The 26,163-nt window shown below is 69.5% G+C and carries 21 protein-coding genes; 10 read left to right on the forward strand and 11 right to left on the reverse strand.

The window, feature by feature from the left end:
- Nucleotides 1-38 precede the first annotated feature (38 nt).
- Nucleotides 39-752 carry an autoinducer binding domain-containing protein gene (locus WS61_RS22915; RefSeq protein WP_059503720.1) on the reverse strand — a complete coding sequence of 238 codons (714 nt, stop codon included), beginning with the start codon at nucleotides 750-752 and terminating at the stop codon, nucleotides 39-41.
- A 195-nt stretch (nucleotides 753-947) separates the two neighbouring features.
- On the opposite strand from WS61_RS22915, the gene WS61_RS22920 reads away from it, so the two are divergent.
- Nucleotides 948-1,763: a helix-turn-helix transcriptional regulator gene (locus WS61_RS22920; RefSeq protein WP_059503723.1), complete on the forward strand. Its 816-nt coding sequence runs from the start codon at nucleotides 948-950 to the stop codon at nucleotides 1,761-1,763.
- A gap of 32 nt (nucleotides 1,764-1,795) precedes the next feature.
- Here WS61_RS22920 and WS61_RS22925 read toward each other — a convergent pair whose 3' ends face one another.
- Nucleotides 1,796-3,142: an aspartate aminotransferase family protein gene (locus tag WS61_RS22925; protein WP_059503725.1), complete on the reverse strand. Its 1,347-nt coding sequence runs from the start codon at nucleotides 3,140-3,142 to the stop codon at nucleotides 1,796-1,798.
- A 56-nt stretch (nucleotides 3,143-3,198) separates the two neighbouring features.
- Complete coding sequence (locus tag WS61_RS22930) at nucleotides 3,199-4,560, reverse strand: condensation domain-containing protein (RefSeq protein ID WP_059503758.1); 1,362 nt, start codon at nucleotides 4,558-4,560, stop codon at nucleotides 3,199-3,201.
- A gap of 393 nt (nucleotides 4,561-4,953) precedes the next feature.
- Here WS61_RS22930 and WS61_RS22935 point away from each other — a divergent pair, with 393 nt between their 5' ends.
- Genes WS61_RS22935 through WS61_RS22955 form a run of 5 tightly spaced genes read left to right on the forward strand, consistent with a single transcriptional unit; the run spans nucleotide 4,954 to nucleotide 11,159 of the window.
- Entirely contained in the window at nucleotides 4,954-5,736 is a 783-nt protein-coding gene (locus tag WS61_RS22935) for a DUF3050 domain-containing protein (RefSeq protein WP_059503761.1), read from the forward strand.
- Nucleotides 5,733-6,122 carry a cupin gene (locus WS61_RS22940; protein ID WP_059503763.1) on the forward strand — a complete coding sequence of 130 codons (390 nt, stop codon included), beginning with the start codon at nucleotides 5,733-5,735 and terminating at the stop codon, nucleotides 6,120-6,122. The genes WS61_RS22935 and WS61_RS22940 overlap by 4 nt, the downstream gene beginning before the upstream one ends.
- Nucleotides 6,119-7,045 carry a diiron oxygenase gene (locus tag WS61_RS22945; RefSeq protein ID WP_059503764.1) on the forward strand — a complete coding sequence of 309 codons (927 nt, stop codon included), beginning with the start codon at nucleotides 6,119-6,121 and terminating at the stop codon, nucleotides 7,043-7,045. The genes WS61_RS22940 and WS61_RS22945 overlap by 4 nt, the downstream gene beginning before the upstream one ends.
- 9 nt (nucleotides 7,046-7,054) lie before the next feature.
- Nucleotides 7,055-10,615, forward strand: coding sequence for an amino acid adenylation domain-containing protein (locus WS61_RS22950; protein WP_059503765.1), 3,561 nt, complete (start codon nucleotides 7,055-7,057; stop codon nucleotides 10,613-10,615).
- A 55-nt stretch (nucleotides 10,616-10,670) separates the two neighbouring features.
- Complete coding sequence (locus WS61_RS22955; RefSeq protein WP_006479988.1) at nucleotides 10,671-11,159, forward strand: SRPBCC family protein; 489 nt, start codon at nucleotides 10,671-10,673, stop codon at nucleotides 11,157-11,159.
- 28 nt (nucleotides 11,160-11,187) lie between these two features.
- On the opposite strand, the gene WS61_RS22960 is transcribed toward WS61_RS22955, so the two are convergent.
- Nucleotides 11,188-12,174 carry a LysR family transcriptional regulator gene (locus tag WS61_RS22960; protein WP_059503766.1) on the reverse strand — a complete coding sequence of 329 codons (987 nt, stop codon included), beginning with the start codon at nucleotides 12,172-12,174 and terminating at the stop codon, nucleotides 11,188-11,190.
- Between the two features lie 119 nt (nucleotides 12,175-12,293).
- A complete protein-coding gene (locus WS61_RS22965; protein ID WP_041489435.1) occupies nucleotides 12,294-13,067 on the reverse strand; it encodes a helix-turn-helix domain-containing protein in 774 nt (257 codons plus the stop codon).
- A gap of 176 nt (nucleotides 13,068-13,243) precedes the next feature.
- On the opposite strand from WS61_RS22965, the gene WS61_RS22970 reads away from it, so the two are divergent.
- The 4 genes from WS61_RS22970 to WS61_RS22985 all read left to right on the forward strand — a co-directional run bounded on the left by WS61_RS22970 (nucleotide 13,244) and on the right by WS61_RS22985 (nucleotide 18,666).
- Nucleotides 13,244-14,671, forward strand: coding sequence for an efflux transporter outer membrane subunit (locus WS61_RS22970; RefSeq protein ID WP_257127341.1), 1,428 nt, complete (start codon nucleotides 13,244-13,246; stop codon nucleotides 14,669-14,671).
- A gap of 59 nt (nucleotides 14,672-14,730) precedes the next feature.
- Nucleotides 14,731-15,855: an HlyD family secretion protein gene (locus WS61_RS22975; protein ID WP_059503770.1), complete on the forward strand. Its 1,125-nt coding sequence runs from the start codon at nucleotides 14,731-14,733 to the stop codon at nucleotides 15,853-15,855.
- A complete protein-coding gene (locus WS61_RS22980) occupies nucleotides 15,852-17,435 on the forward strand; it encodes a DHA2 family efflux MFS transporter permease subunit (RefSeq protein ID WP_059503772.1) in 1,584 nt (527 codons plus the stop codon). Before WS61_RS22975 ends, WS61_RS22980 begins: the two co-directional genes overlap by 4 nt.
- A gap of 214 nt (nucleotides 17,436-17,649) precedes the next feature.
- Nucleotides 17,650-18,666: a hypothetical protein gene (locus tag WS61_RS22985; protein WP_059503774.1), complete on the forward strand. Its 1,017-nt coding sequence runs from the start codon at nucleotides 17,650-17,652 to the stop codon at nucleotides 18,664-18,666.
- 7 nt (nucleotides 18,667-18,673) lie between these two features.
- Here the strand turns inward: WS61_RS22985 and WS61_RS22990 are convergent, their stop codons facing one another.
- Genes WS61_RS22990 through WS61_RS23015 form a run of 6 tightly spaced genes read right to left on the reverse strand, consistent with a single transcriptional unit; the run spans nucleotide 18,674 to nucleotide 26,161 of the window.
- Complete coding sequence (locus tag WS61_RS22990; protein WP_059503775.1) at nucleotides 18,674-19,723, reverse strand: hypothetical protein; 1,050 nt, start codon at nucleotides 19,721-19,723, stop codon at nucleotides 18,674-18,676.
- The gene (locus WS61_RS22995; RefSeq protein WP_059503778.1) at nucleotides 19,713-21,008 is read right to left on the reverse strand and encodes a lipopolysaccharide biosynthesis protein; all 1,296 of its coding nucleotides are present in this window, start codon (nucleotides 21,006-21,008) and stop codon (nucleotides 19,713-19,715) included. Before WS61_RS22995 ends, WS61_RS22990 begins: the two co-directional genes overlap by 11 nt.
- Nucleotides 21,005-22,168 carry a polysaccharide pyruvyl transferase family protein gene (locus WS61_RS23000; RefSeq protein WP_059503855.1) on the reverse strand — a complete coding sequence of 388 codons (1,164 nt, stop codon included), beginning with the start codon at nucleotides 22,166-22,168 and terminating at the stop codon, nucleotides 21,005-21,007. The genes WS61_RS22995 and WS61_RS23000 overlap by 4 nt, the downstream gene beginning before the upstream one ends.
- On the reverse strand, nucleotides 22,168-23,391 hold the full coding sequence (locus WS61_RS23005; protein WP_059503780.1) for a glycosyltransferase: 1,224 nt from the start codon (nucleotides 23,389-23,391) through the stop codon (nucleotides 22,168-22,170). Before WS61_RS23005 ends, WS61_RS23000 begins: the two co-directional genes overlap by 1 nt.
- On the reverse strand, nucleotides 23,388-25,661 hold the full coding sequence (locus WS61_RS23010) for a polysaccharide biosynthesis tyrosine autokinase (RefSeq protein WP_059503783.1): 2,274 nt from the start codon (nucleotides 25,659-25,661) through the stop codon (nucleotides 23,388-23,390). Before WS61_RS23010 ends, WS61_RS23005 begins: the two co-directional genes overlap by 4 nt.
- Nucleotides 25,658-26,161, reverse strand: a complete 504-nt coding sequence (locus WS61_RS23015; RefSeq protein WP_059503856.1) for a low molecular weight protein-tyrosine-phosphatase — start codon at nucleotides 26,159-26,161, stop codon at nucleotides 25,658-25,660. Before WS61_RS23015 ends, WS61_RS23010 begins: the two co-directional genes overlap by 4 nt.
- Nucleotides 26,162-26,163 lie beyond the last annotated feature (2 nt).

The raw sequence follows: 26,163 nt of genomic DNA on the forward strand, positions 1-26,163 counted from the left end.
GGTTTCTTTTTCAGGTCACGGCACGCGCGCGTGCGCCGTCAGGGCAACAGCCCGAGCATCGCAGCCTTGGTGGCCGCATGCGTTTTGTTCATCGCGTCGAGCTTCACGACGGCGTTCTGCAGATGGAACTTCACCGTTCGCTCCGCGATCCCGAAGATCATCCCGATTTCGTAGGCCGTCTTGCCGTCGGCCGTCCACGCCAGCACCTCGCGCTCGCGCAGCGTCAGCCCGGTGCCGACCGGCGCGATCGGATCGGCGAGGCGCGGCATCAGGTACGCGTGCGCCGCATGCGAGAGGCTTGCACAGGGTGCGCGCAGCCGCGAGATCTCGTCCGCATCGAGCGGTGTCGTGTCGCGCACGAGCGTCAGCACGCCGAGGTTGCCGGTCCGATCGTAGCCGCCGTGCGACCAGCCGTAACGCATCCCGAAGCACGCCGCGTCGTGCCAGAACGCGGTGTCGCCCGGTTCGTCGAACGCATTCCATACGACCGGCCGCGGCTGGCTCGCGACCCGCTTGATGATCGGATCGATGGCGACGTAGCCGAATTTCACATAACGGTGTTCCCATTCGCGTGGATGATTGCCGACGATCTGTATGTCGGGCCGGGCGAGCGGCAGCGTGCGGCGCAAGCCGTACACGCAATACCGGAATCCGAGCGCGGCCGCGGCGGCGGCAATCGGCGGGAACGCGGCTTCCGCGGTGGGCGCGCGCTGTAGTGCGTCGAAACAGTCGTGCAGTATTGTCAGGTCCATCGGTGATCCTCGTCGGTGTGGGCGGGCCGTGCATTGCGGCCCGCGCGTATCCTGTTCAAAAGGACAGTTTTGAGGCGAAGCCGACGCCGGTTTAATGGCGGCTGTTCGCACGACGGGCCCGCTTGTGCGGGCACCTGTCCCCCGTCGTTTCACGTGTTGCGGTACCCCTCCGGTTTCGTATCAGGACGATCGACCATGACCAGCGTTCAAGACGTGCCTCTCCTCGCGCGCGCCGGCGCGCGCGCGTTCGCCTTCGGCGGGATCCGCGCGATCGAACCGCCCCGCGCGTCGGCCCCCGCCCGCGCGCTTGCTCACGAGTATGCACCGCATGCGCATCAGGCCGGGCAACTATTGTTTACGACGCGCGGCGTATTAGTACTCGACGTCGAAGGCCAGCGCTGGATCACCCCGCCGCTGCGCGCGATCTGGATTCCGGCGCGCACCGTCCATGCGATGCACGTGGCCGACGACGTCCAGTTCTGCTCGCTCTACCTCGGCGACGCGCTCAGCGCGCGGCTGCCGGCCACGCTGTGCGCGATGACCGTATCGCCGCTGCTGCGCGAGCTCGCCACGCGGGTGTCCCATCCGTTCGATTGCAGCATCGAGCACGACCCGCTCGCACGCCTGTTCGCCGACGAGCTGCGCGAACTCGCGCAGACGCCGCTCACGTTACCGCTGCCGCGCGACCGGCGCCTGCTGAAGCTGTGCGAGCGGCTGCAGCGCGAGCCGCACTGCGAATTGCCGCTCGACACGCTCGCACGCGACGCCGCGCTGAGCGCGCGCCATCTGGCGCGCCTGTTTCGCAGCGAGACCGGCATGAGCGTGGCCGCGTGGCGCCAGCAACTGCGGCTGTCGATGTCGCTCGCGCTGCTCGCGAGCGGCATGCCCGTCACGCAGGCCGCGCACCAGGTCGGCTATCGTAGCCCGACCACCTATGCGGCCACCTTCAAGCGCGCGTTCGGCGTCACGCCGAGCCAGTACCTCGCGGCGGCGGAAGCGGCGGCGCGCTGACCCCCACTGCCACCGCTGCCACCGCGCTGCGTTCAGCGTGCGGTCCAGCGTGGCACCGCTTCGAACGCATGCTCGACCGCATGAACGATCCGGTCGACGTCCTCGCGACCGATCACGAGCGGCGGCGCGATCGCGAGCCGGTTGCCGAGCGAGCGGATCAGCACGCCGGCATCGCGCGCCGCGTCGGCTAGTGCGGCCGCATAGCCGTCCGACGGATCGATCGATTCGCGCGTGACCTTGTCCTTCACGAGGTCGATGCCGACCAGCAGGCCCTTGCCGCGCACGTCGCCGACCACCGGATAGCGGTCGACGAGCGGCTGCAGCCGTTCCAGCAGGTACGCGCCTTCGCGCGCCGCGTTGCCGGCGAGATCCTCGTCGACGATGATCTGCAGGTTCGCGAGCGCGGCTGCGCAGACGATCGGGTGACCCGAATAGGTGTAGCCGTGCATCAGCGTGCCGATGCCGCCCGGATTGGACACGAACGCGTTCTCGATGCGGCGGTTGACGACGGTCACGCCGAGCGGCAAATACCCCGACGACAGGCCCTTCGCCAGGCACATGATGTCGGGCGCGACGCCCCAGCCGCGACTGCCGAATGCCGCGCCGGTCCGGCCGAAGCCCGTCACCACCTCGTCGGCGATCAGCAGCACGCCATGGCGGTCGCATACTTCGCGCACCAGCGGCCAGTAGTTCGCAGGCGGCACGATGATGCCGCCGGTCGCCTGCACCGGTTCGGCGATGAAGGCTGCCACGGTATCGGGCCCCTGGAACAGGATCTCGCGCTCGACGAGCGACGCGCACAGGCGGCCGAGTTCTTCTGGATCGTGCGTGAACGGGTTGCGATAGATCCACGGCGTCTCGACGTGGAAGCAGCCGGCGAGCGTCGGCTCGTAGTTGCGCCGGTAGACGGTATTGCCGGTGACGGAGCTGCCGCCGAAGTGCGAGCCGTGATAAGCCTGGCGCAGCGCGATGAACTTGGTGCGCTCGGGCTGCCCGGACACCTTCCAGTACTGCCGCGCGATCATCAGCGCGGCCTCGACGGCGTCCGAGCCGCCGGAGCCGAAGATCACGCGACTCATGTCTTCGGGCTGCAGCATGCCGACCAGCCGCGCCGACAGCTCTTCCGCGCGCGGATGGCTGAATCCGGCGAACACCGGGTGATATTCGAGCTCGTCGAGCTGCCGGACGATCGCTTCCTTGATTTCCCGCCGGCCGTGGCCGACGTACACGTTGAACAGCGACGCGACCGCGTCGAGATACGGCCGGCCGGTGTCGTCGTACAGATAGCAGCCTTCGCCGCGCGTGATGCGGATCGGCTGGCGCGACGCGGCGAGCGGATGTTGCCGGGGATGCCAGAAGCGCGATTCCGAATAGGACATGACAGGACTCCGTAGTGATTAGGTTGGACGAGGCAATACGGTGACGCAGGTGACGCTCAGCCGGCGAGCGCCGCCGGTTGGAAGTCGAGCCGGCTTTCGAGCGCGCCGAGCGTCGCGAAGGGTTCGTCGAGCGCGACACGCATGAAAGTCAGGAACTGACCGACGTGGGCGTTCAGCGCGTCGCGGCTGTAGTACTGCGGGCTCGCGTCGAAGTCGAAGCGCAGCGGCTCGCCGTTGCGTCGGTCGGTCAGGTTCACCATCAGGTCGTCGGTCGTGCCGACGGACAGGTTGTGCGACGTCGTCACGCAATCGCCGAACCGCAGGTCGTAGTCGAACGCCATGATGTTGATCTCGGGGCCGAACACGCCCTGGCCGTTGTCGAGCGACGTCAGCTCGCGGTGCAGGTCGCCCATCCGGTATCGCTGGTGCTGGCGCAGCGCGATCATTTCGCGGTTCGCCTGGCGGCATAGATCGTCGAGCGTGTGGCCCGGCTCGACGTGCAGGCGCAGCGGCAGCATGTTCGCGCACTGCGCCGGCGTGCGGCGCTCGCGCGCCGACGTGCGCGCCATCGCGGCGACCGACAGCACGATGTCGTGCGCGCCGGTGTTCAGGTACAGGTACGCGGCGGTCAGCGCGGTGACGAGGCGCGGCACCGTCGACGTGAAGAGACCCCTGGCGACCGCCTCGATGCGCGCGCTTTCGGTTGCGGTGGCGACGCGCGTCTCGCGCAGGTCGGGCCCGTCGTCGCGCTCGGGAAAGCGTGCGGGGCCGGCGAGCGTGACCGTGCGCGGCTGATCCGCGAAGCGCTCGAGCCAGTAGCGGCGATCGTGCGCGAACTGTTCGGACGCGCGGTACGCGTCTTCGTCCTGTTGAAGCTCCGCGAGCGACGCGAAGCGCGTGGGCGGCACCTTGACGCCCGATGCGAATGCGTTGTACAGCTCGGCGGCGCGCGTGGCAATCAGGCTCCCCGAATAGCCGTCGACCAGGATGTGCGCGTAGCCGTGATACCAGTAGTAGTGATCCGGCGCGATGCGGTACAGCGTATGGCGGAAGAACGGCCCGCGCGCCAGCTCGATCGCGCCCGTGCAGTGCGCGCGCATGCCGGCGAGCGCGATGGCGTGTGCGTCTTTCGTGCCGGCGAGGTCGATGTGTTCGAGCGTCCAGTGGTCGGCGAGCGCGGCGTCGAGCACGCGTACGGGCGTGCCGCCATCCAGCACGATGCGCGTCGTGTGCAGCGTCTGCGCCTCGCGAATCACCTGCCGCAGCGCGCGTTCGAATGCGCTGGTGTCGAGTGCGCCGCGAATTTCGAAATACTCGGCTGCGTAGATATGCGTCGACGGGACGGGATACGCGAGCGCGGCCTCCCAGAAATCCCGCTGCGGCGCGGACAGCGGCAATTGAAGCGTCGAATCGGTCACGTCGTTTCTCCTGGAAAGCTGATTCCGGTGGATGAATTAAATGCGTATTTGTTTAATAAAAAATACATATTCGCATCGTGCATTTCATTTTTGATGAATCGCAATTCTTATCCTAGACAGCCCGATTTGCGGCTGTCAATTCCGTGCGTTCTGCTGGTAATTCTTCAAAGCCTTGCTGGTAAAGGCTTTTGTGGATAGGTGAGTAGTCTGGTCCGGAAAGAATATGAGAATGTCCGTTTTCAATAGGCGGCAAATTATCAGCTTATTTAGCATCGACGCCTGAAATTGCTGAGCAAGCCGAAAACGGCATGCAGGCAATTCGCCGGAAACGGTTTCCGGCGCCGGAAGCCGGCGCAGTGGGCTGGCGCGAGCGGACATTACTAGGAGAGTCCCGTGAATCAACTGGAAGGGCTGGAGCGAAAAATCGGCGAGCAGCACGAGCGGCTCGCGCATCATCCGGTGTTCGGATCGATCCGTACCATCGACGAGCTGCGCGTGTTCATGGAATGGCACGTATTTGCCGTGTGGGATTTCATGTCGCTCGTGAAGCGGCTGCAACAGGATCTGACGACCGTCGCGGTGCCGTGGGTCGCGCCGCGCAACGCGAATGCGTCGCGCCTGATCAACGAGATCGTGCTCGGCGAGGAATCGGACGAAACGCCGAACGGCCACATGAGCCACTACGACCTGTACCTGCACGCGATGCGCGATGTCGGCGCGTCGACGTCACGCATCGAGGAAATGGTGTCGCTGGTGCGCTCGGGCTTCTCGGTGTCGGCCGCGCTGAAGGCCGTCGATGCGCCGGAGCCGGTGATCCGCTTCGTCGAGGCGACGATGGCCGCGTGCACGTCGGGCGCGACGCACCAGGTGCTCGGCAACTTCTTCTACGGCCGCGAGAACGTGATTCCCGACATGTTCCGCACGCTGCTCGACGAATGGAAGATCGAGCGCTCGTCGATTCCGCTGCTCGTGTATTACCTCGACCGCCATATCGAAGTGGATTCGGGCGAGCATGGGCCGGCGGCGCGCGCGATGATCCGCGAAGCGGCGGACGGCGACGCGGCGAAGCTCGAGGAAGCGCTGCAGGCCGGGCTCGACGCGATCGACGAGCGGATGCGTCTGTGGGACGGGCTGCTCGCGCATCTCGGCCGCACCCGCAACGTGGTGCCGGCATGAACGCGCGCGGGCTGTCCGAGCGCATCGTCGATTTCGCGGCGCTCGACTGGGAGCACCCGGCGGCGTTCGACGACGGCATCGACCAGGTTGTGCTCGTCGATACGCTGGACGAGCACGCGAAGCGCGGCATCCGGACCCGGATCGTGCGGTTCGATCCCGGCGCGGGCACGCGCGTGCCGTTCCTGCACGACTACCACGAGGAAGTGCACCTGATCGACGGCGACCAGAGCCTGGTCGACGTCGTGACGCGCGAGTCTCGCGCGACGTATCGGGAAGGCAGCTACTTCGTGCGTCCGGCCGGCACGCCGCATGGCCCGTTTCGCAGCGACGCGGGCTGCCTGCTGCTCGAAATCCATTACTACGGTTCCCCGGAGGACACGCGATGACGACCGCCGTCACATACGTGAGTCACGTCGATCGCTGGGAGGCGCGCGCGACCGTGCGATCGCGCCCGCGGCGGATCGTCGAGGACGACGAACTGCGCTATTACCCGCTCGAACGCCAGCCGCTGTGCGCGCACCCGGCGATCGTCGACGCGGGCGACGCGGTGCGCGACTTCGTCCTGCTGCAGAGCTTCTACAAGTACATTCAGGACGTGATCATCTTCGAGACGGAGATCGTCAACGCCACCGCGTTGCGAATCGCGCGCGGCCGGTTCGCGCACCCGTTTCCGTTCGCGTGCCGGCAGGATGCGATGACCGTCGTAATCGACGAGGACTACCACGCGTACGTCGCGATGGACTATCTGCGGCAGGTCGAGGAAGCCACCGGCATCGCGCCGCTGCCGCCGAACAGCGAGATCGAGCTGTCGCGTGCGATTCCGCGCGCGGTCGAGCGGGTCGGTGCGCAGTATCGCGACGGCATGGAGCTGCTGTGCGTCGCAATCTCGGAGAATACGGTCACGGCGGAAGTCGCGGCGTTCTCGCGCGACGCGACGCTGAAGCGCTCTGTGAAGGGCGTGATGGCCGATCACCTCGCGGACGAAGGCCGTCACTCGGCGTTCTGGATCAATCTCGTGAAGCTGTACTGGTCGGAGATCGACGAACTCGCGCGGCTCGCGCTCGGCGAAGGGCTGCCGTGCTTCCTGCGCGAATACCTGAGCGCCGACCTCCAACTGCAGTTCGATCGCCGCCTGATCGATGCGCTCGATCTGCCGGCCGCCGAGCGCGCGCGGATCGCGGACGACATGGTCGGCGCGTATCCGATCACGAGCCAGCATCCGATGATCGTCAACATCCGGCAGTTCTTCCGGATGAGCGGCCTGCTCGATCACGCGCCGACCCGCGCGGCCTTGTCCGACTACCTGTGAGTCACGTCGATGAAAGCGATCATCATTGCGATCGGCGGCCAGACCCGTCTCGCTGCACGGCTGGCGGCTGAACTCGAGGCGACCGGCCATACCGTCTGCATCGCCGACGGACGCGACGGCCCGCTACGCGACGCGGCCGACGCGTTGCTGTTGCCGGCGCCGGCACCCGACACGTTGCGCAACGCGGCCGAGTGGTCGATCGTCTGCGGCGCGCCGGACCCGGCCGTACACTGCGCGCACGCTCGGCCGCTGCGGTGCGAGATCGTCGCCGATGCCTTTCCGCCGCGCGAGGTACGTGTCGCGTGGCTCACGGACGCGGCACCGGGCGACACGCGCGAGCTGGCCGACGCGACGCTCGCGTTCGGCGTGGCGCTCAACGGTGCCGATCTCGCGGACGAGATCGCCGCGTGCGCGGTCGATCTGATGCACGAAGTCGCGAGCGGGATCGCCCGCGAGCTGAGCGATCCGAACGACGCGCCGCGCGCGACACCGCCCGGGCCGGCCGACATCGTGCTCGATCTCGAACGGCTGGCCGGCTGGCACGCGTCGAACGATACGATGGCCGAATGGCCGTGCGAACCGTCGCTGCCCGAACTCGTATCGCGTGCGGCGGCCGGTGCGCCGGATGCCTGCGCGCTCGTCGCGGCCGACGGCCGGTTGACCTATCGCGAGCTGGTCACGCGTGCCCGCCAGGTCGCCGCGCGCATTGCCGCTCGGCCCGTCGCGCCGCGTGTGGTTGCGGTGCGGCTCGACAAGGGCGTCGCGCTGTATCCGGCGATCGTCGGCGTGCTGGGCGCCGGCGCGACCTGCGTGCCGCTCGATCCGGCGTTTCCGCCCGAGCGTGCCCGCACGATCCTGCGCGAGTCCGGTGCGCAAGCGCTCGTCGTCGACCGCGCGGTCGAGCCGGCGCTGCTCGACGGGTTCGACCTCGACGTGATCGACTGCGGCACCCACACGCAAGCGGATGGTGCGCGCGATACGCAGGCCGGCGCGTGGCCGCTCGAAAGCGATCCCGATCGCGATGCGCGCTGCGCGGTCGCGATCTACACGTCGGGTTCGACCGGCGTGCCGAAGGGCGTGATGCTGTCGCACCGGAACATCGTGCATTTCTGCCACTGGTATCGCGCGCACGTGTCGCTCGATGCGTCGTCGCGCGTGCTGCAGTTCTCGACGATCGCGTTCGATGCGTCGCTGCTCGACATGTTCCCGACCTGGCTCGCCGGTGCGACGCTGGTCGCGCCGAGCGAAGCGCAGCGCCGCGAACTCGACGCGCTTGCGGCGCTCGTCGCGGACGCGCGCATCACGCACGCGTTCCTGCCGCCCGCGCTGCTCGCGGCGCTGCCGGATTGCGACTGGCCCGCGCTCGCGCATCTCGTCACTGGTGGCGACGTGTGCGATCCCGACACGATCGCGCGCTGGAGCGCGAACCGGCGGCTGCACAACATCTACGGCCCGACCGAATGCACGGTGCTCGCGACGACGGGCGAACTGCGCGCCGGCGACAGCAACCGGCGCATCGGCCGGCCGATCGCGAACGCGCGCTGCCATGTGCTCGCGGCCGACGGCCGTCCGACGCTCACCGGCGAGGAAGGCGAGCTGTGCATCGCCGGCGCGGGCGTCGGGCTCGGCTATCTCGGCCGGCCCGACCTGAGCGCCGAGCGTTTCGTCGCTGATCCGTACGGCACGCCGGGCGCGACGATGTACCGGACCGGCGACATCGCGAGTTGGGAGCCGGACGGTACGCTGCGCTACGTGGGCCGCCGCGACGCGCAACTGAAGATTCGCGGTTTTCGCGTCGAACCGGGCGAAATCGAGACGGCCGCGTTGGCGGCGGGGCTGTACCGCCAATGCGTGGTGGTGCCCGACGAGCGCAAGCGCATCCGGCTGTTCGCCGCGAAGCCGGTCGACGCGGCGGCGACGCCTGACGCGCTGCGCGCCATGCTGGCCGCCGCGCTGCCCGACTACATGGTGCCGTACGACATCACGGCGCTCGACGTGCTGCCCGCGACGCCGAACGGCAAGATCGATCGCGCCGCGCTCGCGCGCCTGCCGGTGTCGCGTGCGGGGAACGACACGCGCGATGCACCGCGTGGCGCGCTGGAGCTTCGTCTCGCCGCGATGTGGGCGACGCTGCTCGAACTCGCGCCGGACGAGATCGGCCGCGATGCGTCGTTCTTCGAACTGGGCGGCCATTCGCTGCTGGTGTCGCGGCTGATGCTTGCGGTGAAGCGCGAGTTGGGCGGCAACGCGGCGCTCGCGCGTTTCATGGAGCGGCCGACGATCGCCGCGCTCGCGGCGCTGCTAACCGACGAGTCGGGCGAGCGCGGTGCGAACGTGCCGGCGCGCGTGCACGACGATCGCCGCCTGCCCGACGACGTGCGACTGCCGGCCGACCAGCCGGCGGGCAACGGCCCCGGCGCGGTGTTGTTGACCGGTGCGAACGGCTTCCTGGGCAGCTTCATCCTCAGCGAACTGATCAGTCATACGAATCAGATCGTCTACTGCATCGTGCGCGGCGACGACGACGCGAGCGCGCGCAGGCGGCTCGACGAAGCGGCGTTCGTCAACGGGCTCGGCCATCTGTGCGGGCATCCGCGCGTGCGCGTGCTGCGCGGCGATCTCGGCGCGCCGCGTCTCGGCTTGTCGGACGCGGTGTGGCAGACGCTCGCGGCCGAGGTCGGCGCGATTCATCATAACGGCGCACACGTGAACCACGTGTACGACTACCCGTACCTGCACGCGGAGAACGTCGGCTCGACGCTCGAGCTGCTCCGCCTGTGCTGCAGCGGTCGCCGCAAGGCGCTGCATTTCGTATCGACGCTATCCGCGGCGAGCGCGACGGGCCCGACGGGCCGCCTGATCGAGGCGGCCCCGTCGGAGGCCGGCCCTGCCTTCGTCAACAACGGCTACAACCTGACGAAATGGGTGTCCGAGCATCTCGTTGCCGAAGCGGCTGCGCGCGGGATCGACACGACGATCCTGCGGCCCGGCAACATCACGGGCCATTCGCGCACGGGGCTGTGCCAGCCGGGACGCAACCGGATCCTGCTGCTGCTCAAGGGCGCGGTTCAGCTCGGCTGCGCGCCGCTCGCGACCGAGGGCGGGCTGTTCGACCTGAGTCCGGTCGACTACCTGGCGCGGGCGATCGTCGCGTGCACGCTCGACGGTGCGCGCACCGAGCGCGTGTTCCATCTGCACAACCCGCGCCCGCTCGACTGGGCCGGCTACCTGCGCGCACTCGTGCGGCGGGGCTATCCGCTGCGTTTCGAGGCGCCCGAGGTCTGGCGCGAACGGCTGTTGTCGATCGACGAATCGAATGCGCTGTTCGACGTCGTCGCGTTCTATCTCGACGACCGGCAGGACGATATCGGCGACATGGCCGTCATCGACCACGCGCGCACCGAGGCGACGCTGCGTCGGCTCGGCGTCACGTATCCGGACAAGGACGACGCGCTGCTCGATGCGCATTTCGGCTATCTCGCCGAATGCGGCTTCATGCCGCCGCCGGCCGAGCCGTCGCGGCGCGCGAACGACGCCCGCCGCGACGCCGAACCCGAACCCGCGTGGTGAAGACGTACCCCGTTTGATCAATCGCTGTCATCGCATCATTCATCAAGGAGGCATCATGCTGCAACGTACTGCAACGCAACCCCGTCCGTCCACGCTCGTCTACGCGCCGCAAACGCCGATCCTGTCCGGCTCGGCCGATCTCGACGTGCCGGCGCGTGACGCGTGGCGCGTGGTCGGCGATTTCGCCGGCTTCTCGCGCTTCATCACGGGGCTCGACCATACCGACATGATCGGCGAAGGCGTGCGCTCGCTGCGCATCAAGCATTTCGCGGACGGCAACGTCGTCGTCGAACAGCTCAACAGCCACGACGACGAAGCGATGGTGATGACGTGGAGCCTGATCCATACGTCGTTCGACATCGGCAATCTGTGGGCGCTGATGCGCGTCGAGCCGCGCGGCGACCAGGCCTGCACGGTGACGTGGGACATCGCCGGCGAACCGTCGCACGGCGGCGCCGCGCGCCAGCCGGAATTCGACGCGTTCGTCACCGGCTTCCTCGACATGGCGATGACGAACCTGCGCGCGCTGTTCAAGCCGCAGTAACCGTGCATCGCCCGTCGGCGCCGTGCCGCTACGCGGCGGCGCCGGCCCACGCGCCGGCCTTGCCCGGCGCGTGGTTTTTTTTCCTGGCCGGTGGTGCGCACGCGTCGTCGTGCATCTGTGCGAATGCATCGCGCAGCGCGGCCTTCATGAAGTCGACCCACGCGCGCGTCTTCGCATCGAGATGCTGACGTGACGCGTACACCAGGAACACGCCGATTTCTTCCGCCTGGTAGTGGGGCAGCACACGTACCAGCGCGCCCGAGCGCAAGTCTGCCGCGGCGACGAAGTCCGGCAGCAAGCCGATCCCCGCGCCTTCGCGCACCGCGATCGCGAGCGACGCGGCGACGTCGGCCGTCATCGACGGATCGACGTCCACCGTCTGTGCTTCCGCGCCATTCCACAGCGTCCAGATGCGCTCGTGATACGCGGGCGCGACCAGTTGTACGCAACGATGGTGAACCAGCGCGCCGGGCGAATCGGGCGTGCCGTGTGCATCGAGATACGCGGGCGATGCGCACAGCACGCTGCGGATGCGGCCGACGTCGATTGCGACCTGTTCGGAACTCGGCAGGCTCGGCATCGCGATCAGCGCGACGTCGTAGCTGTCGCGCACCAGTTTCGGCAAGTGCGGCGCGAGCGTCAGGTCGACGCTGACGTCCGGGTAGCGCGCCTGGAATTGCCCGATCAGCGGAATCACGAAATGGTTCGCGATGCTGGCGCTGCAATGCACGCGCAGCCGGCCGTGCGGATGCACGCGCGCGTCGCGCGCCTCCCGCTCGCTCGCATCGACGGCCAGCGTGATGTCGCGGGCGCGCGCCAGATAGCGCTCGCCCGCTTCGGTCAGGCACATCGAACGCGTCGTGCGGTTCAGCAACCGGATGCCGAGACGCTGCTCGAGCGACGCGACGAGCCGGCTGACGTGTGCGGTCGTGATGCCGAGCCGTTTGCCGGTCTCGGTGAAGGTGCCCGCGTCCGCGAGCGTGACGAACGCCTGCATGCTTTGAATCAGATCCATCGGGATAACGAAACCTCCGGCTGGCCAGGTGGCAATGTCGCTACTGTAGCGACGGCCGCGGCACGCCGCGCGCGCGCATCAGCGATCGATCGTCGCAAAACGGACAATCGACGGACGGGTCAGCGTCGTCGGAAGTATTCGCTCGGCGCGACGCCGAGCGCCTTGCGGAACATCGCCGCGAACGCGCTGGGGCTGTCGTAGCCGTGTTCGAGCGCGAGTTCGAGGATCGGCGTGCCGGCGGCGAGGCGCGGCAGGCTCAGCAGCAGCCGCGCGTGGCGGCACCACGCGCCGTGCGTCATGCCCGTCTCGCGTTTGAATGCACGGGCGAGCGTGCGCTCGTTCATGTGTGCGTCGCGCGCCCACGCCTGCAGCGTGACGACCGACGACGGGTCGTTGATGAGCCGCGTGCACAGCGCGACGAGCGCGGGATGGCGCGGCATCGGCACGTGCAGCGACAGCGACGGCGCGATCTCGATCTCGTCGAGGATCAGTGCGAGCACGCGGCCCGCGCGGTGCGACAGGTCGTAGTCGGCGGGCAGGTCGCAGGCCGTCACGATCAATTCGCGCAGCAGCGTGCCGACTTCGATCACGCGGCATTCGGTCGGCAGGCTCGGCCGCACTTCCGGGCCGACGAACACGGTACGCATCTGCACGTCGCCGGCCGAGCGGATCTCGTGCTGCGTGCCGCCCGGCACCCATACCGCGCGGCCCGTCGGTACGACCCAGCTACCCGCGTCCGCGTGCACGATCATCACGCCGGAAATCGCGTGGATCAGCTGGCCCTGGCGGTGCGAATGCGGCGGGTACGCCATGCCCGCCGGCGAGTCGGAGGCGACGACGGCGATCTGCTTGTCACGCGCCTGGCGTTCGAGTGCGATGAAGAAATTTTCCAATTGATCCGATTTGTCCTTTTCTCGACGACGAATGCGCTTTACGCGCGAGATCGACCGCTCAGGTCGAAATTACCATAAGCCCATCGTTTGTTCGACCTCCTTGCCACCCGATGCACGTTCCGTCCATTCCGTCCGCTTCGCCCGTTTCTCCCGCCGTCGAGACATGCTTGCCGCGCGTGCGGCGCGCCACCTGTGCGGCCGTGCTGCTGGCATCGGCCGCGCTGGCCGCGTGTTCGGTCGGCGAGCCGTACCGGCCGCCCGTGTCCGACGCGGCGCGCACCGGGCCATTCGACGCGGTGGCCGACGTGCCGGCCGCGGCCGCCGGCGAACCGCCGGAACGCTGGTGGCGCCTCTATGACGATCCCGTGCTCGACGGCCTCGTGCGCGATGCGCTCGCGCAGAACCGCGATCTCGCGGCGGCCGTGGCGCGGGTCGAACGCGCGCGTGCCGTGTTCGACGAGGCCGGCGCTGCGCGGCTGCCCGATACGACGGCCGGGTTCGGCGTCGATTACGGCAAGCACGCGCCCGACCAGATCGTCGCGGCGGCCAAGGACACCGATGCGCATACGCGCTGGGGCTTCGCGCCGTCGTTTTCGCTGTCGTGGGAAGTCGATCTGTGGGGCCGCGTGCGTCATCTGGTCGATGCCGCGCGCGCGGATGCGGACGCGGTGCAGGCCGCGTCCGATGCGATGCGCGTGGTGGTGGCCGCCGAGACGACGGCCGCGTATGCGCAAGTGTGCGCGTATGGCGAGCGGATCGACGTGGCCCAGCAGTCGGTCGGGATCGCGGACCGGCTGGCCGCGCTGACGGCGAAGCAGCGCACGCACGGGCTCGTGTCCGATCTCGAAGTGGCGCGGTCGCGCGCGTTCGCCGACGACACGCGCGCCGATCTGCCCGCGCTCGTCGGCTCGCGCCGCGCCGCGCTGTACGAACTCGCGGTGCTGACCGGGCGTGCGCCCGGCGCGTTGCCCGACGCCGTCGCGCATTGCCGTACCGCGCCGGTGCTCGCCCGGCCATTCCCGGTCGGCGATGGCGCGTCGCTGCTGCGCCGCCGTCCCGACCTGCGTGAAAGCGAGCGTCAGCTGGCCGCCGCGAATGCGCGAATCGGCGTGGCGACGGCCGAACTGTATCCGTCGATTTCGCTCGGCGGCTCGGTCAACTGGCTGTCGACCGGCGGCGATCCGTCGACGCTCGGCGACAAGTACGCGATCGCCTGGGGCGTCGGCCCGCTGATCACGTGGCGCTTTCCGAACATGGCGGCGAGCCGCGCGCGGCTCGCGCAGGCCCGCGCCGACGACACGCTCGCCCGTGCCCAGTTCGATGCGCAGGTGCTGCGCGCGCTGAAGGAAACCGAGCAGGCGCTGGCTCGCTACGGCGCCGCATGGCGCCGCCGCGCCGCGCTCGAAACCGCGCGCGCCGAGCATGCGCGCGCCTATCGCCTCGCCGAGCTGAACTACGAGGCCGGCGCACTCGATTTCCTCGGCGTGCTCGACGCGCAGCGCAGCCTCGTCGCGGTCGATTCGGCGCTGGCCGAGTCGACGCAGCAGGTCTCGCTCGACCAGGTCGCCGTGTTCAAGGCGCTCGGAGGCGGCTGGCAACCATAGCCGGCCGCGTTCGCAGCATCCCTGCCCGTTCTCTTGCACGCCAACCCATCATTTCGATCATGAGCACGACTGCCGTACCCGAAAAAGCCAAATCCGCCTGGTTCTCCCGGCGCCAACTGATCGCCGCGGGCGTCGTGCTCGCCGTCATCGCGCTCGCCGTGTTCGGCTGGCACTGGTGGACCGTCGGCCGTTTCATCGAGGGCACCGACGACGCGTATGTGCGCGCCGACGTCGTGACCGTCAGCTCGCGCGTGTCGGGCTACGTCACGCAGGTCGCCGTCGACGATAACCAGCCGGTCAAGCGCGGCGACGTGCTCGTGCGGCTCGACGATAGCGACTATCGCGCGAAGGTCGACGATGCGCAGGCCGCCGTCGCGGCGGCCGAGGCGACGCTGCAGGCCGAGCAGGCCGCGGCCGCGACGCTCGACGCCCAGATCGGCCAGCAGCGCAGCCAGATCGCGCAGGCCGACGCCGATGCCACCGCCGCGCGTGCCGAAGCCGCGCGGCGCGATGCCGATGCGACGCGCTACAAGCAACTGCTGGCCGAATCCGCCGCGAGCGGACAGCGCTGGGAGCAGGCCCACGCGGATGCGCTGAAGGCGCGCGCCGAGCTGGCCCGTGCCGGCGCGGCCGTGCGCGTGCAAACCGACCAGCAGACCGTGCTGCAGCGCCGTCGCGAACAGAGCACGGCCGCGATCGCGCAGGCGCGTGCGCGGCTCGCAGCCGCCCAGGCGAAGCTGGTGCTCGCGCAGCTCGATCTCGACCACACGGTGATCCGAGCGACGCGCGACGGCAGCGTCGGCCAGCGCGCGGTGCGGGCGGGCCAGTACGTCGAAGTCGGGATGCCGCTGCTCGCGGTGGTGCCGCTGAGCGACGTGTACGTGGTCGCGAACTTCAAGGAAACGCAGTTGGGCGCGATGCACGACGGCCAGCCCGTCGAGATCGACGTCGACACCTATTCGGGCCACACGCTGCACGGCCGCGTGACCGGCCTGGCGCCGGGCTCGGGCGCGCAATTCGCGCTGCTGCCGCCCGACAACGCGACCGGCAACTTCACGAAGATCGTGCAGCGCATCCCGGTGAAGATCCGCGTCGATGCGCCGCCGGCCGGCGTCGTGCTGCGGCCCGGTATGTCCGTGATCGCGCGCGTCGACACGCGCGGCGCGCAGGGGGCCGGCTCGTGAGCGCGACGACCGCGCAGGTTGCGCACGAAGACACCGTTTCGCTTCGCGCGTGGGTCGCCGTGCTCGGCGGCGTGTTCGGTTGCTTCATGGCCGGCATGAACGTGCACGTGACCAATGCGTCGCTGCCCGACATCCGCGGCTCGCTCGGCGCGAGCTTCGAGGAAGGCTCGTGGATCACCACCGCGTACCTGGTCGCCGAGATCGTCGTGATTCCGCTGACCGGCTGGCTCGTGCAGGTGTTTTCCGCGCGACGCGTGCTGCTGGTCGGCGCGACCGGCTTTCTCGCGTTTTCGCTCGCGTGCTCGGTCGCGCCGAGCATCTCGACGATGATCATCGCGCGGGCGTTGCAGGGGGCGTTCGGCGGCGTGCTGATTCCGCTGTCGTTCCAGCTGATCGTCACGGAATTGCCCCCGTCGAAACATCCGCTCGGGATGGCGCTGTTCGCGATCGCGAACAACGTCGCGCAGGCGGCGGGGCCGTCGGTCGGCGGCTGGCTGACCGACATGTATTCGTGGCGCTGGATCTTCTATCTGCAGATTCCGCCGGCGATCGCGCTGGTCGCGGCGATCGGCTGGGCGATCCGGCCCGTACCCGTGCAGCTCGGGATGCTGAGGCGCGCCGACTGGTTCGGGATCGCGACGATGGCGGTGGGCCTGAGCGCGCTGCAGATCGTGCTGGAGGAGGGCGGGCGCAAGGACTGGTTCGCGTCGGACCTGATCGTCGAGCTGTCGATCGTCGCGGCGCTCGGGCTGGCCGCGTTCGTCGCGATCGAGCTGCGGCGCAAGGAGCCGTTCATCAACCTGCGGCTGCTCGGCCAGTACAACTTCGGGATCGCGAGCCTGATGCAGTTCCTGTTCGGCGCGGTGGTGTTCGGCGTGGTGTTTCTCGTGCCGAACTATTTTGCCGAGCTGCACGGCTACAGCGCGCGCGACATCGGTCTCGCGATGATTCCGTACGGGCTCGTGCAGTTCGCGATGTCGTTCCTGACGCCGCCTTTGATGCGCCGCACGAGCCCGCGCACGACGATCGTGCTCGGCTTCGTGCTGGTCGCGGCGGGCTGCCTGATGAACATCCACCTCGACGCCGATGCGGCGTCGAACGTGATCGTCCCGTCGTTGATCGTGCGCGGGATCGGGCAGTCGTTCGTCGTGATCGCGCTGGCCGTGATGGCCGTCGACGGGATCGAGAAGGCGCAGCTCGGCTCCGCGTCGGGCGTGTTCAACATGGTCCGCAACGTCGGCGGCGCGATCGGCATCGCGGTGATGAGCCAGATCGTCGTCGAGCGGCAGAAGCTGCATGCGATGCGCATCGGCGAGGCGGTCACGCCGTTTTCCGAAGCGTTCCAGGAACGCATGGCGATGCTCGCGCGGTTGCTTGCCCGCGTGCACGCGCCGCGCGCGGACGTGCTGCCCGGCGGGTCGATCTCCGGCGTGCACGAGCTGGCGCTCGGGCTCGTCAACCAGCGCGTGATGCGCGAGGCGCTGCTGATGGCGTACAGCGATACGTTCCTGATCGCGGGCATCGCGATGATCGGGTGTACGGCGGCGGCGTTCGTGTTGAGAGGGAAGAAGAAGGCGTGACGGCGGAGGCTCGCGACTGGCCGGGCAGGCCTGCGTGCGCGCGGTGCGCCGGCGAGGAGGCGAACGCGCTCGGACCGGTCCGATGGTGGCGAGCGCGCGGCTCTGCAACAATGCACGATCGGCCACGATGCCCTGTGTTCCGCCGGCCGCGCGCGCGCGGGTTTGTTCCGCAACACGCCACACGCCGCCGGCATGCCCGATCGTTCTCCCGCCCATGCTCCGTATTTCCACGCTGTTCGTCGCCGTCGCACTGTGTTTCACGGCACTGTCGCCCGCCCATGCGGACGACCGCGCGCGCTGGCCGGCTGTGTCCGACGGCCGGCCGCTTGTCGGCGTCCAGGCGAAGATCCAGTCGTTGACGCCCGCCGATGCGCGGCGGATCCGGCAGACCGGCTTCGACTTCGTCCGCTTCGGCGTATGGACCGATCGTCTCGATCGCGCGGACTACCGCCGCCAGATCGACGAGGCTTTCGCGGCGGCGCGCTCGGCTCGTCTGCCGGTGTTGCTGACCCTGCGCACGCTCGCGCCTCTCGGGCCCGCGTTGCGCGACGCGCAACGAGCGGACGGGATGCGCGAAGCGAAGGCGGACCGCGCATCGCTCGCGGCGGCCGGCGCCCGTTTCGCGGGCACGGTGACGCAGCTCGCCGCGCAATACGACCGTGCGCTGGTGGCGATCGAGCTGTGGAACGAACCGGATCTGGGCCGCTATTGGCCGACCGGCGACGTCGTGCATACCTTTCCGCCGTTTGCCGAAGGACTGTGCCGCGGCCTGGCCGCGCGCCGGCCGGACGTTCCGGTCGTCGGCTTCGGCTTCGCGCGGCCGCCGCTGCCCGGCAGCGTGCCCGGCCGTCTGCTGGCGGGCGTGCATGGCGCCGCACCGGCCTGCCTCGATGCCGTGTCGTACCACGCGTACGGCATGACGCCGACGCAGATCCGCGATGCCGCGCACGGCATCCGCGTACGCTACGGTTTGTCGGCGCTCGTGACCGAAGACGGCGCGGCGTCGGTCGGTGTCGATGGCGACGAACGGCAGGCGCAACGCGTGCGTGCGCTGCTCGATGCGCGCACGATGCTCGGCACGCCGCTGCTGTCGGTCTACGAATGGGCCGATACGGCGAATGCGAACGACGCGGCGCAACGCAGCTACGGGCTCGTGCGTGCGGACCGGTCGCCGAAGCCTGCGCTCGATGCCGCCGGCGCGTCGCTGCGCGCGCCGCCGCCGCAGCCCTAGCCGGCCGTCAAGCCGGGCCGTGCGTGCGGATCGCCCACAGCGCGACGGCGAACGGAGCGACGCTGGACAGGTGTCGCAGGTAGCTGCCGAGATCCGGCTCGAACAGCATCGATACCGCCACATGGCCGAGCAGCAGGCACGCGAGCAGTTCGCCGTTGCGGCGCAGGTCGTTCACGCTTTCGCCGGTACGCTGCGCCGGAACGCGTCGCCATGCGGCGCAGAGAAACAGCGCGACCAGCCCCTGCATCGCGAATCCCTTCGGATCGAACGAGAACAGCACCGGCAGGTTGAGCCGCACGAGCGAATACGCATAGTTGCCCGCGAAGTGAACGAACGAATCGGGCGGAAACGGATTGTAGAAACTCGTGCGCGCGCCGAACGGCGATGCATACACGAGATAGTCGACCGCGAGATCGCGCGGCTGCTGAAGCAGCGTATAGGCGGCATTCGGCAACGCGACGAGCACGGCGACAACCAGCAGCGCGCCGGCCAGCCTCGGCAGCGTCGACACACGGCGCAACACCCATGCCGCGAGCGCGATCGCGACGATCAGCGCGAAGTAACTACGGATCGTCGTCGCGTAGCCGAGATACAGCAGCACGGCGATCAGCATGGCACCCACGGTGCCGCGTACGCGTGCAACGGCGAGGACGACGATCGACATCGCGACGACGAGCGTGTCCTTGCTCGCGACGAACAGATTGAAGAACAGGCACGGCGCGATCAGCGCGAGATGGGCGACCAGCGCACCGAGCCGCCGGGTCGCGCGCAACGCGATCCAGATCGTGGCGACGCCCAGCGCGACGACGAACACGGCCGTGCCGGCGCCGCCGAGTGCCTGGTACAGCTTGCCGACCGCATCGAACGACGAGCCGTCGTAGGTCGAGCCGCCGCCGATCTGCGTCTGGATCTTGTCGGCGTCGCGGAAGATGAATTCCGGCAGCAGCACGCGCGCGTTCGCATAGACACCGACATACAGCAGCGCAAGACACGCGGCAATGGCATCGCGCAAGCCGCGGCTCAGCAGCGGACCGCTCGCGATCAGGTTACGCAGCATCGGCCGCTCCGGGCCGGGCGGCGCGGCGCGACACCGGGGCGCGCGACGACACGATCCAGACGAGCCACGCGATCACGGCGACGCTCGCGACGAGATGCGCGACGGCCGCGCCGATCGCGTGCCCGTCATGCACGAGCGCGATCGTCATCGGCACGCATGCGAGCGTCAGCGCCGCCATCACGCCCGCGACCATGCGGCCGGCCCGCAACGCGACGGCGGCGGCCCACAGTACGTCGCAGGCGGCGCGCAGGACGAACGACAGCAGCAGGATCGCGAGGATGACGGTCGACGGCAGGTCGCCGCCTTCGTGCGCGAGCCGGAACAGCCACGGATGTACCGTGACGATCGCGAGCGCGGCCGCGCCGGTCAGGATCACCGACCCGCGCAGCGCGTGCGCGAGCTCGCCGCGAAATGCCTGCGGCGCGCTTCGCGGGCAGTCGAGCGCGCGCACGAGTCGCGGCGCGGCGACTGCCGCGACGGTGGCCGACGCGACCGTCTGGATCGCGTTCGCGATCGACCACACGAACACGTAGCGGCCGAGCTCGCTCGCGTCGAGCAGCGCGGATGCGACGAAACGCTCGAGATACTGCAGCACCGACAGCAGCAGCAACGCGACGAAGAACGGCGCGCCGCTGCGCCAGACCGTCGCGAGCGGCAAGCGCGTGGCCGACAGCGCCGGCATCGCCGGCAGCCGGCGCGCGGCGCCCGAGATCAACAGCCAGCCGAGCGCGACGACGAGCACGTCGCCGGCGAGCCAGATCGCGAACACGTCGTCGATCGACGCGGCCACGCGCGCCATGAGCGCGGCGACCGCGACGCCGGCCCATGCGCCGGTCCGCACGAACAGCAGCCACGACGCCGCGCGGACGCGATGCAGCGAGAACAGCCACGTGTTGACTTCGAGCGCCGCATGTTCGGCGCACGCGACGAACATCACCAGCGCGAGCGGCACGTCGGCGAGCGCGCCTTCCCGCGGCAGCCCGAAGAACGCGCCGACCGGCAGCGCGGCCACACCGCACAGCACGGCATAGGCGCCTGCATACAGCACCGACAGCCGCATGCAGGTCCGGATCGCATCGCGCGGATCGGGGCCGGCGAGCCGGCGGTTGATTTCGGTGCTGAAGCCGAGCCCAAGTACCTTCGACGCGACGACCGACACCGCGAGCGCGACACCATAGACGGCTACCGCATCGAAGCCGAGCGTGCGCGCGACGACGATCGTCAGCACGAATTTCAGGGCGAGTGCGGCGACCCGCAGCGCGAGGCGCGACGATGCGGCCTTCATCGTGCCGCTCCGTCGTGGAGCGCGGCGCGCAGCGCGGCGACGATCCGCTCGCGCTCGCGGCCGAGCCGTGCGATGCCGGTGTCGGTCTGCGTCCAGAAGCGGCGCAGCGCGTCGGGCGCGAACAGCGTGTCGCATACCGCATTCGCATCGAAATCCGCCGCGTTCGCAACCCAGTGGCCGACGCCGAGATCGGCGTATGCGCCGAACCCCTTGCGCTCGTAGCTCAGGTGATAGGCCGGCACGCCATGCAGGATCGATTCGAGCGCGCCGTGCAGGCGCACGGATACGACCGCATCGGGCGTGTCCGCGGCGAGCACGTTCTTCAGCGTGCGCGTGTCGTCGAAGCCGCGTTCGCGGTAGTACGCGGCGTCGTCGTTGCCGCGCCCGGTGCTTTGCACGGCGAACGTGATGCGGCAGAACGCGCCGAGCCGTTCGATCAACGCTTCCGTCTGCGCGTGATAACGCGCGCATTGCGCGGCGCTCCAGGCGGGCGGACGGCGCAGCACCAGCGCGATGTGGCCGGGGCGGGCCGGCGGCACATGCGCGTGCTTGCGCGGGCCGGCCGCACGGCGGCCGAATTCGAGCACCGCGAGATCGGGCGCGCGCCGGGTGTTCGGGTTGGCGGCGAGCAGGGCCATCGAACGATCGTCGCGCACGAACACGGTGTGGAAGCCGGCGAGCAGCGACGTCAGGTGCCCGGCGAGGATTCCGTTGCCGGCCGCCGGGCCGATGCTCTGCGGCAGGTAGACGGCTGGCTTGCGCGCCGCACGGGCCGCACGCATCTGCACGAGGTGCCCGGCTTCGAGCTTGAGCGCCTCGACGCTGTTGCGCGCGCGCAGGTAGCCGCCGCCGACGCCGACGATCAGGTCGGCCTGCTTCAGCAGGCCGCGCAGATCGGCTAGTGCCGGATTGGCGCCAACGGGCAACGCCGCCATCGCCGCGCCGATCAGCCGCCCGGCGCCGCCGGCGGCGAGCACGGGCGCGGGGTACACGTCCGGACGATCGGCAAACGATGCGGGATCGGCCGCGACGACGGACACGCGCGTGTCGGGGCCGAACGCGCCGCGCAGCAGCGCGACCGACAGCTCGACGAGCAGCCCGTCGCCGGAGTTGCGTGCGCTGTAGGCGTGCAGCAGCGCCACGTGAACGGGGTGGCTCATCATGCGTTCTCCCGGAGCAGGTCGCGATAGACGGCGAGCGTGCGATCGACCATCGCGTCCGCCGAGAAATGGGGGTAGGCGCGGGCGCACTGATCGCGCATCAGCCGGTGTGCGGCCGGATGCTCGACGAGCCGGCCGACCATCGACGCGAACGCGGCCGGATCGTCTCTGTTCGATACCGTCAGCCCGACGTGATGTTCGGCGATCAGTTCGGTCGCGCCCGACACCTGCGTGGCGACGATCGGCACCTGCGCGGCGACGGCTTCGAGGCACACGTACGGAAAACCTTCGTAGCGGCTCGGCAGCGCGAGCAGGTCGAACGCGGAGAAGTAGCGGCGCGCTGCGTCGACGCGTCCCGCGATGCATAGGTTTGCCGGCAGGTCATGCGCTTCGTCGCCCGCGGCACGGTCGAAATCGCCGGAGCCGATCGCGACGACCTGCACGCGGTTGCCAAAGCGCGCGTCCAGCACGCGTGCGATCCGCACGAGGCGGTCGACACCCTTCTGGTGATCGAAGCGCCCGACGAATCCGACGACGAACGGGTGATCGGCCAGCCCGAGCGCGATGCGCGCTGCGTGGCGGTCGAGCAGCGTCGGCGGCGTGACGCCGTTCTCGACGAGCCGGATGCGGTCCCGCGCGATGCCGAGCGCATGCAGGTGATCGGCTTCGTCCCGAGACACGGCGATCACCGCATCCGAGCACGCGTTGCCGAGCACGCGTTCGATGCCGCCGTAGAACGCGCGCTTCGCGGGCGGCAGCGTCGGGTTCAGCGTATAGACCGCGTGCGGCGTGTAGACCTGTTTCCACGGCCCGCGGCACAGGCGCGCAAGCGCGCCGGCCTTCGAGCTGTGGCTGTGCACGATGTCGGGCCGGATCTTGCGCAACAGCCGGCGCAGCGCGAGTGCCCCGCGCAGGTCGTGTGCGCCGACCGCGCGCCGCAGCGGCAGCCGATGGAACGTCTTGCACTGCGCGGCCGCACCGGCCAGCATCGCGTCGTCGAAGCGCTCGCCGAGCGGCGCGATCAGGTGGATTTCCGCGTGTCCGCGTGCGTGCAGCCCGGCGATCAGGTCGGTCAGGTGCACGGCGACGCCGCCGCCGGCCGCTTCGACGACGAGTGCGATGCGCAACGGCGGCGCAGCGGTCGTCGGGGGCGCGGGTTCGTTCGTGTCGGGACGATGTGTCGCGCGCTCGTCGAGTGAAGGCGCGAATGCGATGTCGCTCATGCGGACCTCCGCAGCAGACGTTGAAGTGCCGCACGCAGGCGGGCGAGATGCGTACACCGTTGCGTGTCGCACGTGTAGCGGTAGGCCTCGTAGCGATAGCCGCCGTATTTCGAGCCGAAGGCCGAGGCGCCCGAGCGCGGATCGAGGCCGTTCAGCACGACGCCGGGCAGTGCGTCGGGCCGCTGCGGCAGGCGTTTCGCGGCTTCGACGAGTTCGCCGGCTCGCGTCGAGCCCGCCCGTGCGACGAGCAGCGTCGCGTCGGCATGGGCGCCGAGCCAGGTCGAATCGGTGGCGGCGAGCAGCGGGGCGGAATCGACGATGACGAGGTCGTAGCGCGCGCGCAGCGACGCGAGCAGCACGCCGAGGCCGGCCTGCTGCAGCAACGCAGTTGGCGTGGGCGGCAGTTCGCCGGTCGGCAGGACGTCGAGGTTCGGCGCGACGTTGCGCCGGATCACGTCGTCGGCGCTCGCGTGGCCGCCGAGCAGCGCCGCGAAGCCCGCGCCGCGTTCGAGCCCGAAGTACTGATGCAGGTAGCCCTTGCGCAGATCGCCGTCGATCAGCAGCACGCGCCGGCCGCTCGCCGCATGCACGGCCGCGAGGTTGACCGACACGAACGACTTGCCGGTGCCGGGCGCGGGGCCCGTGACCAGCACGAGCGGATGCGCGCGATCGGCGAGCGCGAAGTGCAGCGCCGTCTGCAGGCTGCGCAGCCCTTCGATCGCCGGTTCGTACGGGTCGTCGTACGCGAGCACGTGCAGGCCCGCGTCGTGTCGTTCGATCGCGCGCATCAGCTTGCGCTGGCCGGCGGCGGCCGGCAGCACCGCGCGCACCGGTAGCGACGTGTGGCGCTCGATCTCGTCGACGGCGGTTAGCCCGCCGTACAGGAATTCGCGCGCGAACGCGGCGATCAGCCCGAGCGCGAGCCCGGCCAGCGCGGCGGCGGCGATCACGACGGGCCGGTTCGGGCGCACCGGATCAGCGGGCGCGACGGCCGCATCGACCACGCGCACGCTCGCCGTCCTGCCGGCCTGCACGAGCTCGAGTTGCTGGGTGTTGTTCAGCAGCGCGGTGTACAGGTCCGCATTCACCTTCACGTCGAGCCGGGCGCGTATCTCCTCGCTCTGCTGCGCGGGCAGCCGCGCGATACGCGAGTCGAGCGCACCCTGCTGGCGCTTCAACGTCGCGAGCTGCGCGTCGAGCGCGGCCATGTCGGGGTGCGTTGGCAGGAAGCGGCGCGACAGCTCGTCGCGTTTTTGCTGCAATTCGAGCAGGCGCGTCTGCAGGTCGGCGCCTTGCTGCAGGACGACCTTGCCTTCCTCCTCGAGATCGACCGAGCCGGTGCGGCTGCGCAGGGTCGCGTAACGCGTCTCAGCGCGCTCGAGCTGACCTTTCACGAGCGGCAACTGCTCGTTCAGGAACGCGAGCGATTGCGCGGCCTCGGCCGTGCGGCGCGCGATGTTCTGTTCGACGTAACGGTTGGCGATCGCGTTGAGCGTCGCGCTGATGTCGACGGGATCGTTGCCGCGCAACGACGCGACGAGCACGCCCGATTGCTTGACCTTTTCCTGGACGTCGAGCGCGGTGCGCAGCGTGTCGATCGTTTCCGCGCGCGATTGACGCACCAGCTTGAAGCGCGTGCCGGGCAGCGCGTCGAAGCCGGTGATGTCGACGTGCAGCGGGCCGTAACGCGTGTCGAAGGTTTCCGCGCGGCCGATCGTGCCGATCGCGTCGGCCTTCATGTCGGCGCCGGTGAGCCGGTAGCGCGTGGCGTCGAGCCGCACGACGTGGAACGTGTCGCCCTCCGCGCGCATCGGCACGTCGAAGCGCACGACATCGATCCGCTCCTGCCCCCATGCATAGCCGCCGAAGCCGAACAGGCCCGGCTTCACCACGCCATCGTTGAAGCGCGCGACGAACGCGCCGATCACCGGCACACGTGCGGGCGTCGCGACGATGTAGGCGCGCAGGTCTTCCACCGCGCGCGTGACGACGAGCCGCGACGACAGGATCTGCGCCTCGGCCGACGCGGGCGACGCGACGTTGAAGAACGATGCGGCGTCGCCGAGCAGGTTCTTCGACGCGGCATCGGTCGCGTCGTCGGTCTGGATCATCAGGTCGGCCTGGTAGGTCGGCGGCGCGACGAACGCATACAGCGCGCCGGCGGCGACGCAGGCCGCCGTGATCGACGCGATCGTCCAGCGCGCGTGGCGCAGCACGTCGAGCACGCGGATCAGGTCGATCTCGCGTTCGGGGGAAGCGGAATTCGTCATGATCGGGATTCGGAAAAAGAGGCGGTGATGTGCGGCCAGCGCGCGGCGAGCCGCGGCAGCCAGCTGCCGACCGCGAGATCGATCAGCGCCGCGCAGCGCACGAAGTCGTCGCGCGTGCCGCGGTAGGGGTCGGGGATGTCGAAGCCGAGCGGCGCACCGTCGGCGATCCGCGCGTATTCGCCGAGACGGAACACGCGACCGCGCAGGAACGGGTGACGGGCTTCGAGCACGCGGCGTTGCTCGCCGTCCATCACGAAGATCAGGTCGGCCTGCGCGCATAACGCGGCCGTCACCGGGCGGGCGGCGTGCGCGTCGAGGGTCAGCCCGCGTGCGGCGGCCATGTCGCGGGCCAGCGGATCGGCAGGGCGCCCTGCCGGCGGCGCGAGGCCGGCCGATCCGACGTGCGCGTGCGGCAGCTTCGCCGCGAGCAGGGCGGCCGCGAGCGGGCTGCGGCACACGTTGCCTTCGCAGACGACGAGCAGGAACGGGGGCGTGTTCATGA

It is taken from the genome of Burkholderia sp. ABCPW 11 (assembly GCF_001523445.1).
Classification (GTDB): Bacteria; Pseudomonadota; Gammaproteobacteria; order Burkholderiales; family Burkholderiaceae; genus Burkholderia.